This is a genomic window from Fluviicoccus sp., from assembly GCF_030646115.1.
In the GTDB taxonomy this organism is placed as follows: Bacteria; Pseudomonadota; Gammaproteobacteria; order Pseudomonadales; family Moraxellaceae; genus Fluviicoccus.
On sequence record NZ_JAUSMX010000005.1, the window covers coordinates 146653 to 169513 of the forward strand.

Below are 22861 nucleotides of genomic sequence, written 5' to 3' on the forward strand. Positions count from 1 at the left end.
CCCACCTCCTCGGGAATGACGCCTGTCATTGAACCGCACTGCCATTGAAGAATCAGGAGCCCACAACCGCATTCCTCACCCCCACCATCTCCGCCGCCACACTCACCGCAATCTCCTCCGGCGAATGACTGCAAATCGGCACCCCCATCGGCGCATGCAAAAAGGGCGGAGCAGGGCAGATCTCCAGCAACTGCCGCACCTTGCTGCGACTACCCAAAACCCCCAAATAGCCCAAACGCTTGCCCGCCAAAGCCCGCAAAGCCACAAAATCCCGCTCGTGCGAGTGCGTCATGATGGCCGAAAACACCGACTCGCCGTCCGGAATTTCCGCCCCCAATTCTTCATAACCGCAGACCCGCTTCAGATGCGCCTGCGTATTCTGCAAAAAACTGGAAACCAGCCCGCGTTCCTCCAGCACCACCACCCGGAAATCCAGCCCGCGCAGCAACGCCGATAACGCCAAACTGACATGACCGCCGCCCACCAGATATACCGTCACCCGTGGCCCGGACACATGGCGGTAACACCAGTCCGCATCCGCCAACCACCCGGATTCCGTCACGCCGACATCAAGCTCCCAGCCACGGGCCGAAATCTGCCAGCCACAGCGCCGACCCTCCGTCAGGGCGGCCAGAAGGGAGCGGATATCCGCCAGATGCTCCGGTTGCAGCAGCGCCGTCACCACCGTCTGCTCGCCGCCGCAAATCATGCCGGAACTGTCTTCCGCCTCCGGACGATGACGGCGGGTTAGCCACGATGGCGTGAAGCTATCGGCCTGCAGATCGGCCATGACCTGTGTCATCAGCGCCGACTCAATGCCGCCGCCGCCGATGGTGCCTGCCAGCGGCCCTTGCAGGGTTATCGCCATCAACGCCCCGGTTTTGCCCGGCGAACTGCCGCGATGGTCCGCGACCGCCAGCAAGGCACAGCGCTGGCCCTGATCCAGCGCATCGGTCACCGCCTGCCACAACGGAAGTTCAACCAAACCACACCTCGCTCAACGCGTAATACACCGCCATCAAAGCGGAAAATGATGCGCTGCCGGTCAAGCGCCAGCGCAACGGCAAGCGGTTCTGGATCAGGTAGTTGGCGGTCAGCGCCACCGGCAGGTTCAGGGCGAAGGAGGTGAGGCCGACGGTCAGCAGACTGGCATCAATCGTCTCCGGGCGGCCGCTGAACAAGCGGATCAGCAGGGCGTGCCGGGCAATCCACAACGGATTGAACCACAGCCAGGCCAGCGCCGCGCGTTGCAGGCGTTGGCCGAACCCCTGCGGTTGCGGGAAGCGCCGTTCCAGCCAGCCGAAATACCAGCGGATTTCCGGGGCATACACCAGGGTGCCCACCAGACCAATGCCCGCTGAACGCAGGGGATTGAACTGGCCCGTCAGCAACGTCGCCACCAGATCACCGCCGCCGTAAATCAGCCCGGCGCGCAGCATCTCCGCCTTCATGCGTCCTTGCCCGGATGCAGCCAGGTGAAGATGCGTTCCGGGGTCATGGGGGTGTGGTATTCCGCCAGCGCGTCCGGCCGCCAGGACAGCATGGCGTCCTGCAAGGCGAAGTACGCGCCCAGCCCATAGACCAAGGGCGGTTCCCCAACAGCCTTGCTGTTCAGCACCCCCGGCGGGTTGTCGGCATCTTCCAGCAGTACGATGTCCATCAGCGGTGCGGCATGCAGGTCGGGAATCTTGTAGCCGGCAAGGGTGTCGGTCAGCAGGCAGCCGTTGGCGTCGTGGCGGATGTCCTCACTGGTCATCCAGCCAATGCCTTGCACCACCGCGCCTTCAATCTGGCCGCGATCGGTCATTTCATCCAGGCTGCGGCCGCAGTCATGCACCACCGATACCCGGTCTATAGTGCCGGTGCCGCGCAGGATGTCCACCGTGCTTTCCACCATGGCCGCGCCATAAACATGGTAGGCAAAGGGATTGCCGGTATTGGTGTCATGGTTGAAGTGCAGGCCGGGGGTGGCGTAATGCGCCAGCGCAGACAGGCTTGTACGGCGGGCATAGGCTTCACTGACCAGCGTTTCCCAGCTTAGTGAGAACTCGGTGTTGGCGATGGATATCCAGCCATCCGAAAAAACGATGGCTTCGGGGTCGCCGCCCAGAATTTCCGCCGCCACCTGACTGAGGCCGTGACGGATGGTCAGGCAGGCCTGTCGCGCGGCTTCGCCGTTCAGGTCCGCGCCGGTGCTGGCCGCGGTGGGCGAGACATTGGCCACGCGCAGGGTGCTGGTGCTTTCCACATGAATGCGTTCGCCCGGAATGCCCAGCGTCTGCGCCATGATGCGCCGGATTTTCTCATGCACGCCTTGGCCCATGTCCACCGCGCCGGTGGTGACGCTGACCGAGCCGTCGGTATAGACATGCACCAGCGCTTCCGCCTGGTTCAGCAGGGTGGCGGTGAAGCCGATGCCGAAGCACACCGGGATCAGCGACAGGCCTTTGCGGAAACGCGGATTGGCGGAATTCCACGCTGCGATCTCCTGGCGTTTGGCGGCCGGTTGGAAGCGGGTATCCAGCGCCTGCCAGCAGGCCAGTGCCTTGGCTCGTTGCGGTGACATGCCATAGGGCAGGGTGTCGCCGTCCTGCAGCAGGTTTCGCTGCTGCAAGGCTTCCGGCGGCTGCTGCAATTGCCGCGCGGCTTCGCGGATGGCGCATTCCATAACGAAAATGGACTGTGGTGCGCCAAAGCCCCGGAAGGCGGTGTTGGAGGGCAGGTGGGTGCGGCAACTGGCGGCGGTGACCCGCACATTCGGGATGAAATAGGCGTTGGTGGCGTGGAACAGTGAACGTTCGAGAATGGCGGTGGACAAGTCGGCGCTGCAACCGGCGTTCTGGTAGAGGAAAGCCTCGTAGGCCATGAACTTGCCATCGGCGTCGAGGCCGAGCCGGTAATCGGCAGAATAGGGGTGACGTTTGCCGGTAATACGCATGTCGTCCCGGCGATCCGGCCAGATGCGTACCGGTTTCTGCAACTTCAACGCCGCCAGAGACGCGAGACAGGCCCATAAGGTCGCCTGGTCTTCCTTGCCGCCAAAACCGCCGCCCAGTCGCGCCACCTCAATTTCCACCCGGTGCATCGGCAAGCTGCTGATATGGGCGACCGCCTTCTGCACCACGCTGGGCGACTGGGTGGCGGAATGCACTTTAAGGCCGCCGTCATCTCGCGGGATGGCCAGGGCGCATTGCGTTTCCAGATAGACATGCTCGGCGGAGCCGATGTCCACTTGACCGGACACAATGGTGTGGCACGCGGACCACACGGCATCGACATCGCCCAAAGCAAAAGTGCGGGGCGGCTGGATCAGTGAACCGGCGGCAAAGGCGGCTCGGGCTTCGAAAATGGCCGGCAGCTGCTGCCAGTCGGCGCTGACCAGTTGCGCACCGCGCCAGGCGGCATCCGCCGTGCCTGCAAACACCAAGGCATAAGGATGACCGACACATTCGACACGACCGTGCGCCAGCAGCGGTTCATCGTGGAACAGGTTGCCGATGTCGTTGATGCCGGGAATGTCGGCGGCGGTCAGTACGGCCACCACACCCGGTTCACGCAGTGCGGCCGAGGTGTCGATGCGGGTAAAGGTGGCGTGGGCATGAGGGGACGTGGCGACAGCAGCGTGCAGCGTCCCGGCGGGCAACGGCAAGTCGCCAGTGAATTGCGCCTTGCCCTGAACCAGCAAGTTGACAGGGGTGCGATTCATGGCAGGCAGTCCTCCAGCCGCAGTTCCGGATACAGCGCCAGAACATGCGCCAGCAACAGGTGTTTCAGTAACCGGCGTTTGTAGTCGGCGCTGCCGCGCAGGTCGTCAATGGGCGCTATTTCACCGTCAAGGAGCGTCATGGCCTCCCGGATAATGGCGGCATTGACAGGTTCCCCGCTCAGGAAAGCGGAGGTTGCCATCAACAGTTTGGGAAAGGCCGCCACGCCGCCCGCACTGATCCGGACTTCGCCAAAACAACCCGGCAGGCCGTTGCTGACGGTCATGGCGCTGTTGACGGTGGCGATATCGTCCCGCTCGCGCTTCGCCACTTTTTCGGCGTGAAGCCGGCGGGAGACATCGGTATTGCGGGGAATGCGGATGGCGGTCAGCAATTCGTCCGGGCGCAGGGCGGTTTGGTGGTAAGCCAGATAGAAGTCGGCAAGCGAACAACGCCTTTCCTGCGAAGCGGACTGCAACACCAGTTCGGCATCCATGGACAGCAGCAGCACTGCCAGATCAGCCACCGGCGAGGCGTTGACCAGATTGCCGCCGACCGTGGCCATGTGGCGGATGGAGGGTGAGGCGAACTGGCTGAGGAAATGTCCCAGTAACGGCCATTCCTCCTGCAGCGTTGAATCCTGCCGCAGTTCAGCCAGCGTCACGGCGGCGCCGACGGACACATGGCGTTCATGGAGCGTGATGGCCCGCAAGGATGGCACACGATGCAGCCTGATGGAGGCAGTGGCATCGTCGGCCTGATGAGCGTGCTGCACGCCAAGATCCGTATTCCCGGCGCGAAACCGGAGGTGGTTGCCGTGGGTCGGCCGCTTTTCCTCGGCCAAGGGTTTTAATCCGGCGGAGGCCGCCGCGACAAGTGCAGACAACAACCCGGACACTGCTGCTTCGGCCAACGTGCGCTCACGGCGGATAAACTGCGTGTCCAGGTCTTCACAGGCGCGACGGATTCCCGCATATCCCGTGCATCGGCAAAGATTTCCTTCGGCGGCTTCAACCGGGGACTCGCCGTTCAGCAAGGCTCCGGTCAGGGCCACGACCAGCCCCGGTGTGCAATAGCCGCATTGCACTGCGCCGTGTTCCACCAGGGCCAGCTGTACGGGCGATAACGCCTCGCCGTTCAGGCCTTCCGGGGTAATGATGTGGCAACCTTCGGCATCTGCCAGCGTCATCAGGCAACTGTTCACGGTCCGGTACCGCGCCTGGGTTTCTCCCGGCGCTTTTTCGCCCACCAGTACCAGACAACTGCCACAGTCGCCGGTGCCGCAACCCGGCTTGGCGGCGGTCAATCCGCGCTGGTTGCGGATGAAATCCAGCAGCGGCATCTCCGGTGAAACATGCGGGGTTTCTATACTTTCATCATTTAATATCAATGACATACGACATCCGTGAAACGGAATTCCTGGCTGTCAAACAGGCCCTTGTCACTCAGTTTCAACGCCGGGATCACCAGCAGCGCCATGAACGACAAGGTCATGTATGGCGCGCGCAACAGGCAGCCCAATTGGGTTCTGGCACTGTGGGTCAGGGACGAATAATGAGCCGCCACAGCATCGCCATCGCCATCACTCATCAGCCCGGCCAGCGGTAAAGGCAGCAAATCGGTTTTGCCGCCATTGCTCAGGGCCAGGCCGCCATGGGCATCGATAACGGCATTGATCGCCTGCATCAGGCTATGGGCGTCGCAGCCGACGGCCACGATGTTGTGCGAATCGTGGGCGACACTGGACGCCAGCGCGCCGGATTTCAGGCCGAAGCCGCGAATCAGGGCCAGGGCGGGCGGAGCAGGGTGGTAACGATTGACGACCGCCAGCAGCAGCACATCGTCGGCCATGGATGGAACGATGCGGCCGTTTTCAACCTGCATCGGAACTTGCAGCGAACGTGTAATTAATTGCCCGTCTTCAGCGCCGATCACCCGGCAAACGACAGTACCGATATCGATTCCCGCTGGTATCTGCAATTGCTCCGGCCGGACTTTTTCCGCTGCAAAACGGTTGACCGGACGGCAGGGATAACGCTGCAAGCGGCATTCCCCGTTTTCCGCCGCCAGCACGCCGTTCAACCAGGTGGCGCTGACCGTGAAATCTTCTAAATTTTCAAGAAGCACCGCATTCATGGCATCGCCGACATGCATTTCGCCCAGATCCAGCGGGTAAAAACGCCGTGGGGTCAGGCAGGCGGCCTGCAGCACATCAAAGACATTGTGGCCATGTTTCACCGCGCGCCTGGCCAGTTTGTTGATATGGCCTTGTGACAAGTCATCAGGATGGCGGTCATCGCTGCAAAACATGATTTTGCCGGGAAAACGGCTGATCAGCGGATGCAGCGCCTCGAAATTGCGGGCGGCCGAGCCTTCGCGGATCAGGATGCTCATGCCGTTTTTCAGCTTGTCTTCGGCCTCGGCCAACGTGGCGCATTCGTGGTCGGTATGGATACCGGCAGCGGCGTAATCAGAGGCTGCTTGTCCGCTGAGGCCCGGCGCATGGCCATCAACGGGTCGGTTACGTGCCAATGTGGCAGTGATTTTCGCCATCAGATGCGGTTCTTTGGCCAAAACGCCGGGGTAATTCATGACCTCGGACAGATAGCCCACGCCGGGGGTATCCAGCAAGGCTTCCACCTCATGGGCCTCCAGCACGGCACCGGCGGTTTCAAACGGCGTGGCCGGGACACAGCTGGGAGCGCCCAGCAAGACATGAAAGGGCGTCTGTTGCACGTTTTCCAGCATCCAGTGCACACCTTCAATTCCCAGGATGTTGGCGATTTCGTGCGGGTCTGAAACCGTGGCGACTGTGCCGTGACGCACTGCCAGCCGGGCAAACTCGGCCGGTGGCAGCAGGCTGCTTTCCAGATGGATATGCGCGTCGATGAAGCCGGGAATCAGGTATGGCAGTTCAAGGTGCTCGGAGCCGGTTTCCTGCATGGCGGTAATGACACCGTCGGTCCATTGCACGTTGGCGGCGTAAATGCGGCGTTGGTCGATGTCCACGATGTTGGCGCTGACGTTTCCAGAATTGCCGGTCATGTCGGTGTCCGTTTGAGGTCTATCTTTTGATTGTAATACCCGTGGGATGGGTGCGCTATTGATGGTTTTGCTGTTCAGGGTACGGATGTTGGCTGAAGCATGGTGGTCTTGTGGATGGGTTGGTTGTGTATTGAAAATAACGAATACGTAACATGTAAGATTACAGTAGAAAGTGGCGGGGATGTGGTGTGGGGTCGCTATAGTTAGTAATCTTTAACATAATATACATTATGCGACATAAGTCCCCGGTGGCCGGGATAGGCGTTTGGATGGGCTTTTTGAGGTAATTCGGAGGTGTTTGGTGTGACTTGGAAAAACTGACTGAGGGTTTTCGTTGGGCTGTCTAAGCCTTCAGGGATTGATCAGGTACGCGTCCAATCACCGACTGAAGCTCAGTACAGTTTCCACGGCGGACATGCACAATGCAAGCTGTTGTTCCGATGAAGGCTCAAGTTCCGGATATTCCTGCTGAAGATACTCGATGACTTCCTCAGCACTCCATGGCCCCAAAGATGTCAGATAACCGGGATAGGCTTCCTGAATGTCGCGCCAGGATGCAAAGGCTTGCCGGGATAACAGCATATCCCGGTCAGTGTAGATGATGTGAAATTTGACTGCGTTGTCTGTCATGGGTTAACCACGAATCCTGATGGCCGTGAGCCGGAATATCCTTACAGGGATCCGGAACAAAACTCAGGGAATAGCCTGCCCGAATTCATAGATCTTGAACGGTAACGGCCGCCCTTCCTTTGCATAGTCCTCTTTGTTCGCCATACGCTGCAACCCCAGAATGACGCTGTACGGCGCATTGCGTTGCACAAAGTTCGCTGCCCAAGCCGGAGCAAATCCACCCGGATCGAAATAGCCTTCCACCTGCAAATCCACCTGCTTTTCGGACTTGGGCGTAAAACGCAAGGTCAGCTCTTCGGCCTTGACCCGCACCAGCGGCGGCTTGGCTGGAAGAAAGTCAGGCATGGCGGTCACATGCATCACGATGCCGGGCTTGCCACGGGATTGCGGATCAACGGTTATCTTGATGGCCGTATCCCGGTCCGGCAGCCCCACCGGCGCTTCATGAACCATGTAGGCAATGAACTCGGTGGGTGAATCCTTGCGCAGGAAACGGGCCGTACGGGTTTTCCAGAACCAGCGGGGATAACTCTCGATGTCGTACATGACTCGGGCCAGCGAGGCCAGACTGGCGTCCAGGGTCGCTTCAACCTTCATGGAGCGGTAGCGCTTGCCGTCTTCCAGCCGTGCGAAGGTGCGGATATTGTGCAGGCGGTCGTTCTTGACCATCATCCATTCGTTGGTCAGCTTGTCGCGGAATTCATCAAGGCCGTCTTCGTCCTCAGCATGGACCACGCCCGCAGCCACTGTCAAGCCCAGCAACAGGCTCAACCCGAAACGCCGGATTGTCATTGGAATATTCTCCCGCGAGATTTTCTTTTTGTTGTCCGCCAAAGGCTATCGTATAGATCCCGGTGGATCCATGGGGAAAACGGTCAACTGGAGCCACGTTCTCGTACCAGCTTCTGAACACGTTGCTCCGTTAGCTCAACAGTAACCGCTGGGCTGCCGGATTGCCATAATCCTTACTGCATTCGCCACTTTCAGTCAATCTTAAACGATACGGGGTGAAATACTACAGGGGGTATGCTACTTTGATTAAACTCAACTCCGGAGGTGACACAGGATGCGTCAAGACCGCTTGAAGCGTGACATTACGCTGTTGTTGCTGATCAAGGCCGGATTACTCTGGGGAATATGGTGCATTTGGTTTTCGCACCCGGTTGCCCCGCACATGCAAATGCCGGTGGAAAGCCTGGACTCCAGGATACTGTCTACCGCTCCCCTCTCCTCACCGTCCCCAACGCCCATACGGACGGTTCACTGATGACCTATCTGTGCTGCTGCGGCAATGTGCCGCATTCCTTAAGCTACCCTGATCATGCAGTATTTCCTGTAAAGACTGTATGGGCGCCCTCCTTCATCACCCTGAACACGGCTTTTCTCCGGAGAATGCTATGAACTTAGACACCGTGGTTGAACTGTCGCGACTGCAGTTTGCCGTCACCGCCATGTTTCATTTCTTTTTTGTCCCGCTGACCCTGGGGATGTCGTGGATACTCTTTATTTGTGAGGCCACGTATGTCATGACCGGCCAGCAGATCTACAAGGACATGACACGCTTCTGGGGCAAGCTCTTCGGCATCAACTTCGCCATGGGGGTGACAACCGGGATCACCATGGAGTTCCAGTTCGGGACCAATTGGGCCTATTACTCGCATTATGTCGGCGACATCTTTGGTGCTCCGCTGGCCATTGAAGGGTTGATGGCCTTTTTCCTCGAGTCCACCTTTGTCGGTATCTTCTTTTTTGGCTGGGACCGGCTGTCGAAGCTGCAGCATCTGATGACGACGTTTCTGGTGGCGCTGGGCTCCAACCTGTCTGCGCTGTGGATTCTGGTGGCCAACGGCTGGATGCAGAATCCGGTGGGTGCGGAGTTCAATTTTGTCACCATGCGCATGGAACTGGTGAGCATGGCGGATGTGTTTTTCAATCCTGTCGCACAGGTCAAGTTCATCCACACCGTCGCTGCCGGGTATGTCACGGCTTCGATGTTTGTCCTGGGCATCTCTTCCTGGTACTTGCTGAAAGCCCGGGACGTCAATTTTGCCCTGCGTTCGTTCGCAATTGCTTCCAGCTTCGGTCTGGCGTCTGTGTTGTCCGTGATTGTGTTGGGTGACGAATCCGGTTATACCGCCGGGGAAGTGCAACGGGTCAAGATCGCCGCGATTGAAGCGGAATGGGAAACCCAACCCGCGCCAGCCTCGTTTACAGCCTTCGGTTTTCCCAACCAGGCCGAGGAACGTACCGATTATGCCATCCAGATCCCTTATGCCCTGGGCCTGATCGCCACCCGTTCGATCGACAAGCAGGTCATCGGCCTGAAAGACCTGCGCAAGGAGCATGAAGCCCGAATCCGTGACGGCATCATCGCCTTTGAAGCCCTGCAAACGCTCAAGTCCGGTGACCTGAGTGATGCCGCCCGCACCCGTTTCGACCAGCACAAGGAAAACCTGGGCTACGGACTGCTGCTGAAAAAATATACACCTGCTGTGGTAGATGCTACCGATGCCCAGATCAAGCAGGCAGCGCAGGATACAATTCCCAAGGTGGCGCCCCTGTTCTGGTCGTTCCGGCTGATGGTCGGCCTGGGCTTCTTTTTCCTGTTCGTGTTTGCCGCCAGCTTCTGGTTTCTGGCGGCCAAGAAACTGGCGCCGCAACGCTGGCTGCTGCGGTTGTGTGTCTGGAGCATTCCCCTGCCCTGGCTGGCGGCGGAGCTAGGCTGGTTCGTGGCGGAATACGGTCGGCAACCATGGACGATCAGCGGTATCCTGCCGACGCACCTGTCGGTGTCGCAACTGGCCGGACATGAAGTCCTGGGCAGCCTGATAGGGTTGGTGCTGGTCTATAGCGGTTTGTTCGTGGTCGAAATGTACCTGATGCTGAAATACATCCGCTTGGGCCCGGCGAGTTTGCATACCGGTCGCTATGACGGCGAAACCGCTGCGCCCGCGCTGAATCAGGAGGCATGATCATGTTTGATTACGAAACCCTGAAATTCATCTGGTGGCTGCTGGTCGGAATTTTGTTTGTCGGCTTTGTCATCATGGACGGCTTTGACTTCGGCGTTGGCAGCATCCTGATGCTGGTCGCAAAGTCGGATGACGAGCGACGGGTGGCGCTGAACACCATTGGTCCGGTGTGGGAAGGCAACCAGGTCTGGCTGGTCACAGCCGGAGGAGCATTGTTTGCGGCCTGGCCCCTGTTGTATGCCGCCGCCTTTTCGGTACTCTACCTGCCATTGATGCTGGTGCTGCTGGGGCTGTTTTTCCGCCCGGTGGGCTTTGACTATCGCAGCAAGGAGCCCTCCGCCCGGTGGCGTCGCAACTGGGACATCGCCCTGAGTTTTTCCGGCATCCTGCCGTCGATCCTGTTCGGTGTAGCGGTCGGCAACCTGTTCTCCGGACTGCCCTTCCGCTACAACACCGACCTGCAGGTTTTCTATGGCGGCAGCTTCTTCGATTTGCTGAACCCGTTTGCCTTGTTCTGCGGTGCCGTTTCGCTGGTGATGCTGGGCACGCATGGCGCCGGCTATCTCCATTTGCGGACGGACGGCATGGTGGCGCAGCGTTCACGACAGCTGGCCATCATAGGCGGCGTGACAACAGCCCTCCTGTTTACCCTCGGCGGATTCTGGATCAAGGGCATGTCCGGTTTTGCCATTGAGCAGCAAGGCAATGTGAATGGCGTACTGACGCCGCTAATGAAAACCGTAGTCCGTCAGGATGGGGCCTGGTTGCATTCCCTGATGAACCGGCCACTGCTGTGGCTGGTTCCGGCGCTGGGAGTCCTGACCAGCCTGATGGCGGCGCTGGCGGCCTGGAAAGGCTGGCGCTGGACCGGGTTTCTCAGCAGTTCGCTGGCTTGCGGCAGTATCGTGGCCACTGCGGGTATTGCGTTGTTTCCCTTCATCCTGCCTTCTTCGCTGGATGCAGGCAGCAGCCTGACACTGTGGGACGCCACCTCCAGCCGCCATACCCTCAGCATCATGCTGGGTGTGGTTGTGGTATTCCTGCCCCTGATCCTGATCTATACGGGCTGGGTCTACCGGAAAATGCGTGGCACGGTGACGGTTGAAAATATCCGCGCCAACTCCCATACGATGTATTAAGCGAGGTGAATCATGTGGTATTTCAGCTGGGTTCTCGGACTGGGTCTTGCCCTGTGCTTCAGCATCCTCAACGTCATGTGGCTGGAGTCGAACTATGCGTTTGGCCGCCGCAGCGAGCAGGAGTCCCGACATCGCTTTGAAGAGTTTCGGGATCAGTGAACCATAACCCCGCCGGGGAAGACCTCGGCGGGGTTGAATGACAAAGTCGTGTTCTCGCTTCGTTCAAAACGCCGGATGGCCGCCGTACGCGTCACTAAATCAACATCAATACGTCATGCAGTTTTGATTCACTTCTCGAATTGCCAACAACAACGAGATCCTGATCATGCGAATGCGTATTCTGGCCTTGGCCGGCCTGATAGCCTTCACCTCCCACGCCAATGCCGCCGCTCCCCGAACCAATTGGGTCGTCAGCCAACTTTACAGCTTCAACCACCCGCTGGCCGCCACCAACAGCGTGGAAGTCGCCACCAAAATGACGACCATGGCCACCAGTCCCTACACCTTTTATCGCGGCACTGACCACCTTTTCTTCCAGGACATGCTCACCCTGCCCGCCTCCGGCTACGCCAACATTCAGACCGGCTATACCTGGCTGGGCGGCGACACCCATATCGGTAATTTTGACGCCGTCAAGGACAGCGCCGGAGCGGTCGTCTTCAAGGTGTCCGATTTTGATGAGGGCTATCTGGGACAATACACGTGGGACCTGCGGCGCCTCGCTGCCAGCATGGTGCTTGCCGGACGGGAAACCGGCGTCAATGACAGCAATATCACCACAGCCATCAATACCATGGTTGGCGCTTATGTCGATCAGATGAGCAGTTTCAAGGGCAGCAGCGCTGAACTCACCTTCCAGCTCAAGAGCAGCAATACCGGCGGCGCGGTCAAGGACACGATTACAGCAGCAGCCGGTAAAACACGCGCCAGCTTGTTGTCCAAATACACCCAGCTGAGCGGCACCACCCGCACCTTCCAGAACCTCTCCAACCTGACAGCGGTCGACACGACGACCTACAACAACATCAAGACTGCCATGAGCGGCTATGTGGCGTCGATTGCAGCCTCTAAGCAATACTCCGCCGGCTTTTATACGGTCAAAGACATTCATCGGAAGCTGGGTTCGGGTGTCGGCTCCTTGGGCAAGATGCGTTACTACGTTCTGGTGCAAGGCCCCAGTACGGCAACCACCGACGATGTCATTCTGGAAATGAAGCAGACAATTTCAAGCTCGGTAGCGCTGGCCGATAACGGACAACTGCCTGCGTCCGCTTATGGTTACAACGAAGCCAACCGTGTCGCCAAAACCGCCAAAGCACAATTGATCAATGCGGAACGGTTGATTGGTTATACGAATATCAGCGGAATTCCTTACTACGTCCACGAGAAGTCTCCGTTTCAGGAAGATTTTGACTACACCCTGCTGGACGCCACACGCATGAACGCCGCCGCCATCTATCTTGGACAGGCGCTGGCTGCCGCGCATGCCTTGGCCGATCAGGACTACGACTCAGCCATCGTCAGTTACAGCATCGACAAACAAGTCAGCGACGCCGTGACCAGCAAGAGCGGCTTGAAGGCGGAAATGGTCAGTTTTGCTTTCGACTATGCCAATCAGGTTCAACTGGACTGGCAAAGTTTTGTCGCCGCCAAAAATGCGGGAACGCCCTTGTATTAAGGCTATTTCCGGGTGTGCCTGATGGGTTGCCGCGAGCAGGTTTAAAGCCGATCCACCAGGAGGGCGTCATTAATCCGTCATTTTTCGGTCACTAATCCTTCAGGGATGAAGAATGGAAATCTAGTTATCTGGTATGGCTTTGGAGAACCGAGATGAGTGAAAAACGCATTGCCCTGGTCACCGGCGGAACCGGCGGCATTGGCACCGCCATCTGCCGTCGTCTGGCGGACGAGGGTTATCAGGTGGTGGCCGGGTATTACCATGGCGGCAAACATGAGGCCGCTCAGATTTGGCAGGAGCTGCAGTGCGAGGACGGCTACGACATTTCCCTGCAATACGGCAATGTGGCCGACTTTGACGATTGCCGGCGTATGGTTGCCGATATCGAAGAACGTTTCGGCCCCATCAGCCTCCTCGTCAATAACGCCGGGGTGACCCGCGACGGCACCCTGCGCAAGATGAGCGAGGACCACTGGCGCGTGGTGCTGGAAACCAATCTGTTCAGTGTTTTCAACCTGTCGCGTCATCTGGTGGACGGCATGATGCAACGTGGTTTCGGGCGCATCATCAATGTGGCGTCCATCAACGGCGACAAGGGTCAGTTCGGTCAGACCAACTATTCAGCCGCCAAGGCCGGCATGCATGGCTTTACCAAGGCCCTGGCGCAGGAGGTGGCGTCCAAGGGCGTCACCGTCAATACCGTGTCGCCGGGTTATACCGAGACCCCGATGGTGCTGGCGATTGCCCCGGAAATCCGCGAGCAGATCCGCCGTCAGATCCCGGTCGGCCGCTTGGGCCGCCCCGAGGAAATCGCCCGCGCCGTGGCCTTTCTCGCGGCTCCCGAATCAGGCTTCATCACCGGAGCCAACCTGCCGGTCAATGGCGGCCATTACATGCATTGAGCGGTTTTAGGCGCTTCCCTTCCGGGAAGCCTTGGGGAGCCTGATGGCTCCCCTTTTTTGTGATGCGGCCATGAAGGTGAGCAAACGGTGATCAATCCCCGAACAGCAGCACCGCCTCGGCGGCACGGCGCAACTCATCCTGCTCATCGGTGGCGATCACCAACAGGGAGGCAGCGGATTCAGCAACCGCAATGTTGACACAGCCTTCCCGGTTGGCTTGTTCATCCAGCTTCAACCCCATCCAGGCCAAGCGCCGGACGATACAGGCGCGCACGGCAGGCTGGTGTTCGCCAATGCCGCCGGTAAAGACCAGCAGATCCAGCCCGCCCAGTACTGTTGCCAGCCCTGCAATCTCCCGCGCCACCCGGTCGATGTAGTAATCAATGGCAAAAGCCGCTTCCGGCGCATCGCTGGCGGTCAGGGTGCGCATATCGCCACTGATGCCGGAAAGCCCCAGTAAACCGGACTGACGGTACAACATCCGTGTCAGGGCTTCCACGGTCCAGTCCTGCTCCAGCAGATAAAGCAGCACGCCGGGGTCCAGATGCCCGCAGCGGGTGCCCATCGGCAACCCGTCCAAGGCGCTGAATCCCATTGTCGTTGCCTGACTTCGCCCGCCCTTGACCGCTGTCAGGCTGGAGCCATTGCCCAGATGGGCAATGATCACCCGCCCATCCGCCAATTGCGCACTGTCATGCCGTAACCGGCGCATGATCGACTGGCAGGACAATCCATGAAATCCATAGCCCCGGACTCCGCGTTCCCGCAGTTCAGCCGGCAGCGCATATTCCCGCCATAGCGAGGGCTGACCGGCATGAAAAGCGGTATCAAAGGCGGCTATCTGCACCAGGTCAGGGCAGCTGTTGCGGAGGGCGTCGACCACGGCCAGGGCCGCAGGCTGGTGCAGGGGACAGAGGGGGGCAAGCCGATGCAGTGCCCGCAGGACTCCTTCGTTGATCAGCACGGGAGCATCCCGCTCACCGCCATGCACCACGCGATGGACGCAGGCCGTGAGGCCGTGCTCTCCCGACTCTCGCAGCCAGGACACCAGTCGTAATGCAATGTCGGCGGCGCTTAATCCCGGCGGCCATTGACGCCGGGACTCCGGCAGGCCGGCGCAGGACTGCGCCGCGCCGGTGGCCAGATCGACATCCAGCACAAATACCGCCTGCGATTCTCCCTGGCGGTAACACGCGGCCTTCAGCGAGGAAGAACCGACATTCAACGTCAGCAGGCTCATGGTTTTCTCCGGCGGTTATGGGCCACCAGCACCCCCAGCGCCAGGGAAATCACCCGCCCTTCTTCCTGTTCGGAGCGGCTGGTGAGCACAATGGGAAGGCGCGCGCCCATGACAATCCCCGCCGTGCGCGCCGATGCCAGATAGGTCAGTTGCTTGGCCAGCATATTGCCCGCTTCCAGATCCGGGGCCAGCAGGATATCGGCATCCCCGGCAACCTCGGAGCGGATGCCCTTCATCCGGGCTGCTTCGGCGGAAATCGCGTTGTCAAATGCCAGCGGGCCGTCCAGTTTGCCGCCGGTAATCTGGTCGCGGTCGGCCATCTTGCACAGAGCGGCGGCGTCAATGGTCGAGGGGATGAAGGGTTTGACTTTTTCCTGCGCGGCCAGGATGGCTACCTTGGGGCAGTCGATGCTGAGCGCGTGCGCCAGATCAATGGCGTTCTGCACGATGTCGCGCTTGGCGGCTAGGTCGGGTGTTACATTCAGGGCGCCATCCGTCACCAGCAGCAATTTGTGATAGGTGGCAACTTCCATGACAAAGACATGGCTCATCCGGCGTTCGGTGCGAATCCCGCTGGCGGCTTCCACCAGCACGGACATCAATTCGTCGGTGCTGGTGGAACCCTTGACCAGCAGCTCAACCTTCCCTTCCCGCGCCAGTCTGGCGGCCTCGCTGATCGAGGCATGGCTGTGAGGGGTATTGTGGATAGGGATATTGGTCAGATCCAGACCGGCCTGTTCGGCCACGCTGCGGATTCGCGACTCCGGCCCTACCAGAATCGGTTCAATCAGACCCAAGGAGCGGGCGCTGAGGGTGGAGCGCAGGACAACTTCGGAAACAGGATGCACAATGGCGGTTTGCACCGCACCCAGCAAACGTGCGCGTTTCATCAGATCGGAGAAACGCATAATCGGCAACATGAGAAATCCCTGAAGGTGTTGTGGGTTTCCCTATTATGCACGATCCGTTCTGACAGTCTGGTGACGGACGATGATGGATGTACAAGACGTCATCGCTCCACTCCTGCCTCAGTTTTCCTCTCCAAAACATTCATCGTAGGTTGAACACTGGTCACAGCTTGGCGAGCGGCAGACATAACCGCCCTCCTGTTCGCAAAGCTGTTTGTAAAAAAACCGCTTCCAGCGCATGTCCCGGGTGTTGAGGGATACCAGAGCCGGAAAATTGGATTGCAGCAGATCACGCAACATTCCGCGCGAGCCCAGGCCGAGATCGCGCCACAAGTGACCGCTGCCCAGACAGGCGGCGGCTACGATTTCCGCCATCCGGATTTCAGACGCGTCATCACCACGACGATGCTGTACCAGCAGGTTTCGAAGTGTTTCCCATTCTTCTCGACGCAACACCAGTAACTGCTGGCGCAACTCACCCCGCTGCCAGAGCAGATCATGGCCATAATGCAGCGCCAGCCATACGCGGCAATCCGGAAAAAAACAGTTGATCAATTGCCTGTAAGCATCTGGTTCCAGTCCAAGATGCAGGGGCAAGGCGCTGCCGGTGCTGCGCTGGGCGTCAAGGATCCGGGCCAGCCAGGACTTGTTGGGGCGGTCCGGCCCCGCGGCCATCAAGTATGAATACAACGGCATCTGGTGGGGCATGGGCTCTATCAAGGATATGAGATCCTCGCGGGCCGCCAACTGAGTAGTCATGCTTCAGCCTCCTGTGGATGACGGCAACTGCCTGCCGGATGATGTATGCAACCTTCCAGGGCGGCGACCGTTGTTTCGGTCCCGGCATCCAATTCAAGCGCTGCGGCCAGACCCGGCCAATCGAAGCCTATACTGCAGAAGTCTCCGTAACGGATCAGCGGCCGTCGGATCAGCAGTGGTTCTGCCAGCAACAGGGCAAGGGCCTGAACTTCATCCAGATGGTCCGGCTGCACGTCTCCATTCCGGATTCGCGGCGCCGCCATGTTGAACCATTCGGCAACCGGCTTCCCGGTCAGAAAAGGTTGTAACGAGGCGGCGGTCCACGGCTCGGTCAACAGGTTTTTCACCTGCAGTTGCGCCCCCGCCGCTTCCAGAACCTTTTTTTGGAGGGCATTGCCGCCACAGCCCGGTTTTTCATAGAACAGGATGCTGCTCATGGGCGGACTCCGGGTTAGCGGGCGCGTATTTCGCGCATGGCCTCGGCTAGGCGCTCGGGGGGAATGCCGGTCAGCGATCCCGGCGGATTGGCGGGGCTGCCGTCCGCCAGCAGGATCGCGCCTTCCACCGGACAGATGCTGGCGCATTGCTTGTCCGGGTAGTCGCCGTCACATTCCGTGCACTGGTGCGGGTTGATGCGGAAATGCGGCGTTGCCGCATGAATGGCGTTGCTGGGGCAGACGTCAACACAGGCCCAGCAGTTGACACAGGATTCCACGATGGAAAGCGCCATGAACGTGACCTCTCGGTTTCAACGCGATAAGAGTGTTTAGCCGTGACTCCGCATCGGCGTGCGGACGGCGTCCAGCTTTCCGGCGTCGATCATTTCCTGATAGACCGCCAGCACCGCTTCCTCGATGGGTTCCATGGCATGCTCGCCATTGGGCTGGATGCCGGCCTGCTCCAGATCGGACCAGGGCTCGAAACCGATGCGTGCACAGAGCACAGCTTCACAACCTTTCAACGAGCGGATGCTGCCCGCCAGCGCACTCTCCTTTTCGCCGCAGCTGTCGTCGCCGATGCAGTACTGGTCGACTTTGCGATGCCCTATGAAGCGCACACCGGCGGGTGAGGCTTCGTAGACCAGGAATTCACGGGCGTGCCCGAAGTGCTGGTTGATAACACCGCCGCCGCTGGTGGCGACCGCCATCAGCACCGGCCGGTGATGCTTCCCGGCGGCAGCCGACGGGATCACCGGCACCGACATGGCGGCCAGGCGCGCCTTCTTCTCATGCTTCTCTTCCAGTTCCTCCAGAATGGCGGAATGGATGGCGGCGCGCTTCACCATGGCCGCCTCGTAATCCACGTCCATCGCCTCGATCTTGTCTAGGGTGAACTCCTCGCCCCGGTCTTCGCCCAGCAGGCCGACGGCGTCGGCACGGCACTGGCGGCAATGCCGCATCATGTTCATGTCGCCGGCGCAGGCATCCTGCAGGTCCTGCAACTCGTCGGCATCCGGGCTGCGCTGACCCATGACACCGTAGAAAGTGCCATGCTCGGCCTCGGCAATCAGCGGCATGACGTTGTGCAGGAACGCGCCTTTGGCCTTGACGATCTTGCTGACTTCCTTCAGGTGCTCGTCGTTGACGCCGGGGATAAGCACCGAGTTCACTTTCACCAGGATGCCCCGCTCCACCAGCATTTCCAGGCCCTTCTGCTGCTGGTCGATGAGTATTTTCGCCGCCCGCTTGCCGCGGATACGTTTGTTGTTCCAGTAGATCCAGGGGTAAATCTTCGCCCCGACCTCGGGGTCCACGCAGTTGATGGTGATGGTGACATGATCGATGTTGTGCTTGGCCAGTTCCTCCACCGATTGCGGTAGGTTGAGGCCGTTGGTGGACACGCAAAGTTTGATGTCCGGGGCCTGCTCGCTGAGCATGCGGAAGGTGTCGAAGGTGCGTTGCGGATTGGCCAAGGGATCTCCGGGACCGGCAATGCCCAGCACGCTCATCTGCGGGATGGCAGCAGCGACGGCCTTGACCTTGCGCACCGCCTGCTCCGGGGTCAGTACTTCCGAGACCACGCCGGGACGGGACTCGTTGGCGCAATCGTACTTGCGGTTGCAGTAATGGCACTGGATGTTGCAGGCCGGTGCCACGGCCACGTGCATGCGGGCAAAGTAGTGATGGGCTTCCTCGGAGTAACAGGGATGGTTCTGCACCTTGGCTCGGATGTGCTCCGGCAGTTGCGAAACCTGGGTGTCGGTGCTGCCGCACGATCCGGCGGAGCAACCGCCTTGGGCGGGGACGGGATCTTGTCCGAGCACGTTCAGTTCCATGGTGGGTCTCCCGGGGCGTTCGACTGGATGAGGCTGCATGGCTGTCAGCAGTTATACGGAGTGATGCAACGGCCATGCCGGGAGTAAATACCATTGTTTTTAAATGCTTTATTAATTTATGCACAAGGTGCATTGTCGGGCTGCGGACAAAGGACCGACCGCGCTTTGTGGGGGTTGCGACAAATCCGGCCTGTCCCGAGCCAAAATGCTCCGGACAGGGACTCAGATCTTGCGGACATTGATGTTCAGCGTCTGGATGCGGTAGGCAATCTGGCGCGGCGTCATGTCCAGCAGGCGAGCGGCCTTGGCCTGCACCCAGCCGGCCTGCTCCAGCGCGGCGATGACGCGTTCACGTTCATCCATGTCGATGTCCGTGAGATCCACCGGCGGCATGACCGGGGTGATAGTCGCCGGGGCAAACGACCGGGTGGACTCATCCACGCCGCTGAGCGAAATCACGTCGCGGTCAATGGCGCCGTCCTCGCTCATGATCGCAGCGCGTTCCAGGCAGTTTTCCAGTTCACGGACATTGCCCGGCCAATTGTGGGCGACCAGCAAGCGCAGGGCGCTGTCGGTCAGGCGGAGTGTCCGGTTTTGCTGGCGGGCAATCTTGGCCAGCAGGAAATCCGCCAGTTCGGGGATATCCGCCGCGCGCTCGCGTAGCGGCGGCACCCGGATGGCCATTACGTTCAGCCGGTAATAGAGGTCTTCACGGAATTTCCCCTTCTCCACCTCGTATTCCAGATCGCGGTTAGTGGCGGTGACGATACGCACATTGACGCGTATGGTCTGGCTGCCGCCTACGCGCTCCAGTTCCCCTTCCTGCAGCACCCGCAACAGCTTGGCCTGGAACATCGGCGAGATCTCGCCGATTTCATCCAGGAACAGCGTGCCGTTGTCCGCCTGCTCGAAACGCCCCTTCCGCATCTTGATGGCGCCGGTGAAGGCGCCTTTTTCATGACCGAACAATTCCGACTCCAGCAGGTTTTCCGGCAGGGCGGCGCAATTGAGCCGGATCAGCGGCTGGTGGGCGCGTGGCGAGTTGTAGTGGATGGCGCTGGCGATCAGCTCCTTGCCGGTGCCGGACTCACCCAGAATCAGCACGGTGCTGTCCCATTTGGCCACCCGTCGCACCTGGTCGAATACCCGCCGCATCACCGGTGTGTGTCCCACCACCATGTTCTCGAAGCCATACTTGGCGCGGACTTCCCGCCGCAGTTCATCGCGTTCGTCGGCAATGCGGTCACCCTTTTCCGCGTTGACCACCAGCCGCACGGTCTGCGACAGCAGGTTGGCGACGGTTTGCAGGAAGCGGCCGCGATCGGCAAGCATCTCGTCGGCGGGACAATCCGGCTGAGCCGCCAGCACGCCAATGGTGGCGTTGGCGCTGTCCTTGATCGGTACGCCGATAAACGGCAGTTCCAGATCGTAAAGCGACAGCCGGTCCAGAAAGCGCGGCTCGTGCGAGATGCGGCCCAGAACCACCATTTCCCCATGGCGCAGGATGTTGCCGATGACGCCTTCGCCGCTGCGGTAACGGATATTGCCGGAGAGGCGGGTCACATCGTCCGAGTCGCTGTGGACCGCCCCGATCTGCAAGGCGTTGTGTTCGGCATTGGCAAAGGTGATGAGGCCGTGCTCCAGTCCCGCATCGTTATGCAGGACAGCCAGCACTTCGGAGAGGATTTCTTCAATCGGCAAGGTGCGGCACAGCAACCGGGAGATGCGGGCCAGCGCGCCCAGTTCATGCTCCAGCAATTCCAGCCGTGACAACGGCCGGGAACGTCGTGGGGGTGGGGAATTCATTCGGCCTCCGGTCAGCTTGTGGCAGAGAAAGGCAGCTCCACAACCATGCGGCAACCTTCGCGGTAAGCGGTGTCGATGAACAGGGTTCCGGCATGTTCGGTGACGATTTCCTGCGCCATGGGCAGTCCCATGCCCCGGCAGCCCTTGTGGGGCGGCTTGGTGCTGTAGAACGGTTCAAAGACCTTGAACGCCAGTTCAGAAGGGATGCCCGCTCCAGTGTCACTGATTTCGATGCGCACCACCTGCCGGTCCACTTGGGTACTGACCCGCAGTTCGCGCCGGGTGACGCTGCGGTGGCTCATGGCCTCGATGGCGTTGTCCACCAGTTGCTTGAGCATGCTGCGCAGGCGGTTTTCACTGGCAATGACCCAGGGTAGCCGCATGGCGGGCTGCCATTCCACGACAATGCCCTGCGCCAGCAGCCGGTCGGTGGTGATGGTGATTACTTCCCGGATCAGCTGGTTGATGTTGACCGGCATCCTGGCTTGCGTGGACGGCTCCGGAATGGAGTCACTGAGACTGTCCAGCGCCTGCAGCCCGGCTTCGTTGGCCTCGCGCATGGCCAGAACGACCGGATCAGTATCGGCCTGATCGCCCAGCCGCCGCTGCAGCATGCGCAGCGCCGCACCAATCAGGTTGACCGGCCCCTGCAAGCGGTGCAGTGCACCGTTGAAGGTTTCACGCATACCTTCCAGCAACTCGTCCTCGGCCATCAGCGCCTTGATCGCGTTCATCTGCGAGTCCTGCTGGCGCTGCCGCAGTTCAGTGATGTCATGCACGATCAGCAGCAGGTGGTGCTTTTCCGGCTGGGCGAAAAAGGTGGAAGCGCATTCATCTTCCAGTTGCAGCGACAGGCCGTGGCAGGAATACCAGTGCTGGGAATAGCCGCCCAGGTCAAAACAGATTTCGCGGCCGGTAAACGGTCGCCCCCCGTCACGCAGAGCGATGAAGTTTTCCCCGAGGCTGTCAATCAGGGTGGCCAGGGCGACGCCCATCGGCTGACCCCGGGCTATACCGGCAGTGAGTGCGACAAAACTGGGGTTGGTGAGCTGGATGTTGTGTCCCCGGTCCAGCAACACCATCGCCGCCGGAGACGCATTGAGCACGGCCTCGATCATGCGCTGCTGGTTGTTGACGCGCTGTTCCAGTTCGTGGAGGTCGCTGCGGTCGCGGTGCATGCCCAGGTAGTAAATGGTCTTGCCCTGATCGTCCAGCACCGGCGCGACGGTGAGTTCGGCGAGATACTGCGATTCGTCCTTGCGGCGGTTGACCATGACGCCGGACCAGGGTTTTTGCTGCGCCAGCCTTCCCCACAGAGCTTCGTAGACCAGGCGCGGCGTGGTGCCGTTGGAGAGCACCGCCTCGTTCTTGCCGACCACTTCTTCCGTGGTGTAACCGGTGGTGGCGTTAAAGGCGCGGTTGGCGTAAAGGATGTTGGCTTTCAGGTCGGTGATGGAGATCGAGACCGGGGCATGCTCCACCGCGTGCATGAAGACTTCCGGCGCCAAGGCACCCGGCGAGGCCACAGGCTCTTCCGCCGGTAGAGAGCCATTTTCCGATGCTTCCAATCCATCCGCCTTGCTCATGACCCGTACTCCGGAGATGTCAGCCAAATAACCTTGTAAATACTAGGCAATTAGCGTGCCGGGGCCAGTCGATGCAGTCGGATGCCGCCCGTACCGTCGCGAAATCCCCGGAACATCGTGAATCACGGGCCTCTGCAGGGTATGGGATGGTCTTGCTGTTGCCGCCATGAATCGGAAATGGCCTGTTTTTCATGTGGGAAAGAAAACACATGGCTGA

At 60.0% G+C, this 22861-nt stretch carries 21 protein-coding genes; 6 read left to right on the forward strand and 15 right to left on the reverse strand.

The window, feature by feature from the left end; genetic code table 11:
* Positions 1-52: 52 nt before the first annotated feature.
* The 7 genes from Q7T36_RS03110 to Q7T36_RS03140 form a co-directional block, all read right to left on the reverse strand.
* A complete protein-coding gene (locus tag Q7T36_RS03110; protein ID WP_304843902.1) occupies positions 53-985 on the reverse strand; it encodes an XdhC family protein in 933 nt (310 codons plus the stop codon).
* A complete protein-coding gene (locus Q7T36_RS03115) occupies positions 978-1451 on the reverse strand; it encodes a hypothetical protein (protein WP_304843904.1) in 474 nt (157 codons plus the stop codon). The genes Q7T36_RS03110 and Q7T36_RS03115 overlap by 8 nt, the downstream gene beginning before the upstream one ends.
* Entirely contained in the window at positions 1448-3706 is a 2259-nt protein-coding gene (locus Q7T36_RS03120) for a xanthine dehydrogenase molybdopterin binding subunit (protein ID WP_304843905.1), read from the reverse strand. Before Q7T36_RS03120 ends, Q7T36_RS03115 begins: the two co-directional genes overlap by 4 nt.
* Complete coding sequence (locus Q7T36_RS03125) at positions 3703-5100, reverse strand: FAD binding domain-containing protein (protein ID WP_304843907.1); 1398 nt, start codon at positions 5098-5100, stop codon at positions 3703-3705. Before Q7T36_RS03125 ends, Q7T36_RS03120 begins: the two co-directional genes overlap by 4 nt.
* A complete protein-coding gene (gene ade, locus Q7T36_RS03130) occupies positions 5091-6749 on the reverse strand; it encodes an adenine deaminase (RefSeq protein WP_304843910.1) in 1659 nt (552 codons plus the stop codon). The genes Q7T36_RS03125 and ade overlap by 10 nt, the downstream gene beginning before the upstream one ends.
* A gap of 378 nt (positions 6750-7127) precedes the next feature.
* A complete protein-coding gene (locus tag Q7T36_RS03135) occupies positions 7128-7379 on the reverse strand; it encodes a hypothetical protein (RefSeq protein ID WP_304843913.1) in 252 nt (83 codons plus the stop codon).
* 63 nt (positions 7380-7442) lie between these two features.
* Positions 7443-8171 (reverse strand): hypothetical protein, encoded by a 729-nt coding sequence (locus Q7T36_RS03140; protein ID WP_304843915.1) that lies wholly within the window; start codon positions 8169-8171, stop codon positions 7443-7445.
* Positions 8172-8445: 274 nt separating this feature from the next.
* Here Q7T36_RS03140 and cydP point away from each other — a divergent pair, with 274 nt between their 5' ends.
* From cydP to phbB, 6 genes are all read left to right on the forward strand, one after another.
* A complete protein-coding gene (cydP, locus tag Q7T36_RS17970; RefSeq protein WP_370690039.1) occupies positions 8446-8646 on the forward strand; it encodes a cytochrome oxidase putative small subunit CydP in 201 nt (66 codons plus the stop codon).
* A gap of 130 nt (positions 8647-8776) precedes the next feature.
* Entirely contained in the window at positions 8777-10351 is a 1575-nt protein-coding gene (locus tag Q7T36_RS03145) for a cytochrome ubiquinol oxidase subunit I (RefSeq protein ID WP_304843916.1), read from the forward strand.
* A 2-nt stretch (positions 10352-10353) separates the two neighbouring features.
* Positions 10354-11490: a cytochrome d ubiquinol oxidase subunit II gene (gene cydB / locus Q7T36_RS03150; RefSeq protein ID WP_304843918.1), complete on the forward strand. Its 1137-nt coding sequence runs from the start codon at positions 10354-10356 to the stop codon at positions 11488-11490.
* Positions 11491-11502: 12 nt separating this feature from the next.
* Complete coding sequence (gene cydX / locus Q7T36_RS03155) at positions 11503-11649, forward strand: cytochrome bd-I oxidase subunit CydX (RefSeq protein ID WP_304843920.1); 147 nt, start codon at positions 11503-11505, stop codon at positions 11647-11649.
* A 166-nt stretch (positions 11650-11815) separates the two neighbouring features.
* The gene (locus tag Q7T36_RS03160; protein WP_304843923.1) at positions 11816-13168 is read left to right on the forward strand and encodes a DUF2252 domain-containing protein; all 1353 of its coding nucleotides are present in this window, start codon (positions 11816-11818) and stop codon (positions 13166-13168) included.
* A gap of 152 nt (positions 13169-13320) precedes the next feature.
* Positions 13321-14070, forward strand: a complete 750-nt coding sequence (phbB, locus tag Q7T36_RS03165; RefSeq protein ID WP_304843925.1) for an acetoacetyl-CoA reductase — start codon at positions 13321-13323, stop codon at positions 14068-14070.
* 91 nt (positions 14071-14161) lie between these two features.
* Here phbB and Q7T36_RS03170 read toward each other — a convergent pair whose 3' ends face one another.
* The 8 genes from Q7T36_RS03170 to nifL form a co-directional block, all read right to left on the reverse strand.
* Positions 14162-15310 (reverse strand): acetate/propionate family kinase, encoded by a 1149-nt coding sequence (locus Q7T36_RS03170; protein WP_304843927.1) that lies wholly within the window; start codon positions 15308-15310, stop codon positions 14162-14164.
* Positions 15307-16230, reverse strand: a complete 924-nt coding sequence (locus Q7T36_RS03175) for a bifunctional enoyl-CoA hydratase/phosphate acetyltransferase (RefSeq protein ID WP_304843929.1) — start codon at positions 16228-16230, stop codon at positions 15307-15309. The genes Q7T36_RS03170 and Q7T36_RS03175 overlap by 4 nt, the downstream gene beginning before the upstream one ends.
* Positions 16231-16338: 108 nt before the next feature.
* Complete coding sequence (locus tag Q7T36_RS03180) at positions 16339-16977, reverse strand: nitrogen fixation protein NifQ (RefSeq protein WP_304843931.1); 639 nt, start codon at positions 16975-16977, stop codon at positions 16339-16341.
* The gene (locus Q7T36_RS03185) at positions 16974-17414 is read right to left on the reverse strand and encodes an ArsC/Spx/MgsR family protein (RefSeq protein WP_304843933.1); all 441 of its coding nucleotides are present in this window, start codon (positions 17412-17414) and stop codon (positions 16974-16976) included. The genes Q7T36_RS03180 and Q7T36_RS03185 overlap by 4 nt, the downstream gene beginning before the upstream one ends.
* A 14-nt stretch (positions 17415-17428) precedes the next feature.
* The gene (locus Q7T36_RS03190) at positions 17429-17707 is read right to left on the reverse strand and encodes a 4Fe-4S binding protein (protein WP_304843935.1); all 279 of its coding nucleotides are present in this window, start codon (positions 17705-17707) and stop codon (positions 17429-17431) included.
* Between the two features lie 36 nt (positions 17708-17743).
* Positions 17744-19252: a nitrogenase cofactor biosynthesis protein NifB gene (gene nifB / locus Q7T36_RS03195; RefSeq protein WP_304843938.1), complete on the reverse strand. Its 1509-nt coding sequence runs from the start codon at positions 19250-19252 to the stop codon at positions 17744-17746.
* Between the two features lie 222 nt (positions 19253-19474).
* Positions 19475-21058 carry a nif-specific transcriptional activator NifA gene (gene nifA / locus Q7T36_RS03200; protein ID WP_304843940.1) on the reverse strand — a complete coding sequence of 528 codons (1584 nt, stop codon included), beginning with the start codon at positions 21056-21058 and terminating at the stop codon, positions 19475-19477.
* An 11-nt stretch (positions 21059-21069) separates the two neighbouring features.
* Positions 21070-22644 carry a nitrogen fixation negative regulator NifL gene (gene nifL, locus Q7T36_RS03205; protein ID WP_304843942.1) on the reverse strand — a complete coding sequence of 525 codons (1575 nt, stop codon included), beginning with the start codon at positions 22642-22644 and terminating at the stop codon, positions 21070-21072.
* Between the last annotated feature and the right edge of the window lie 217 nt (positions 22645-22861).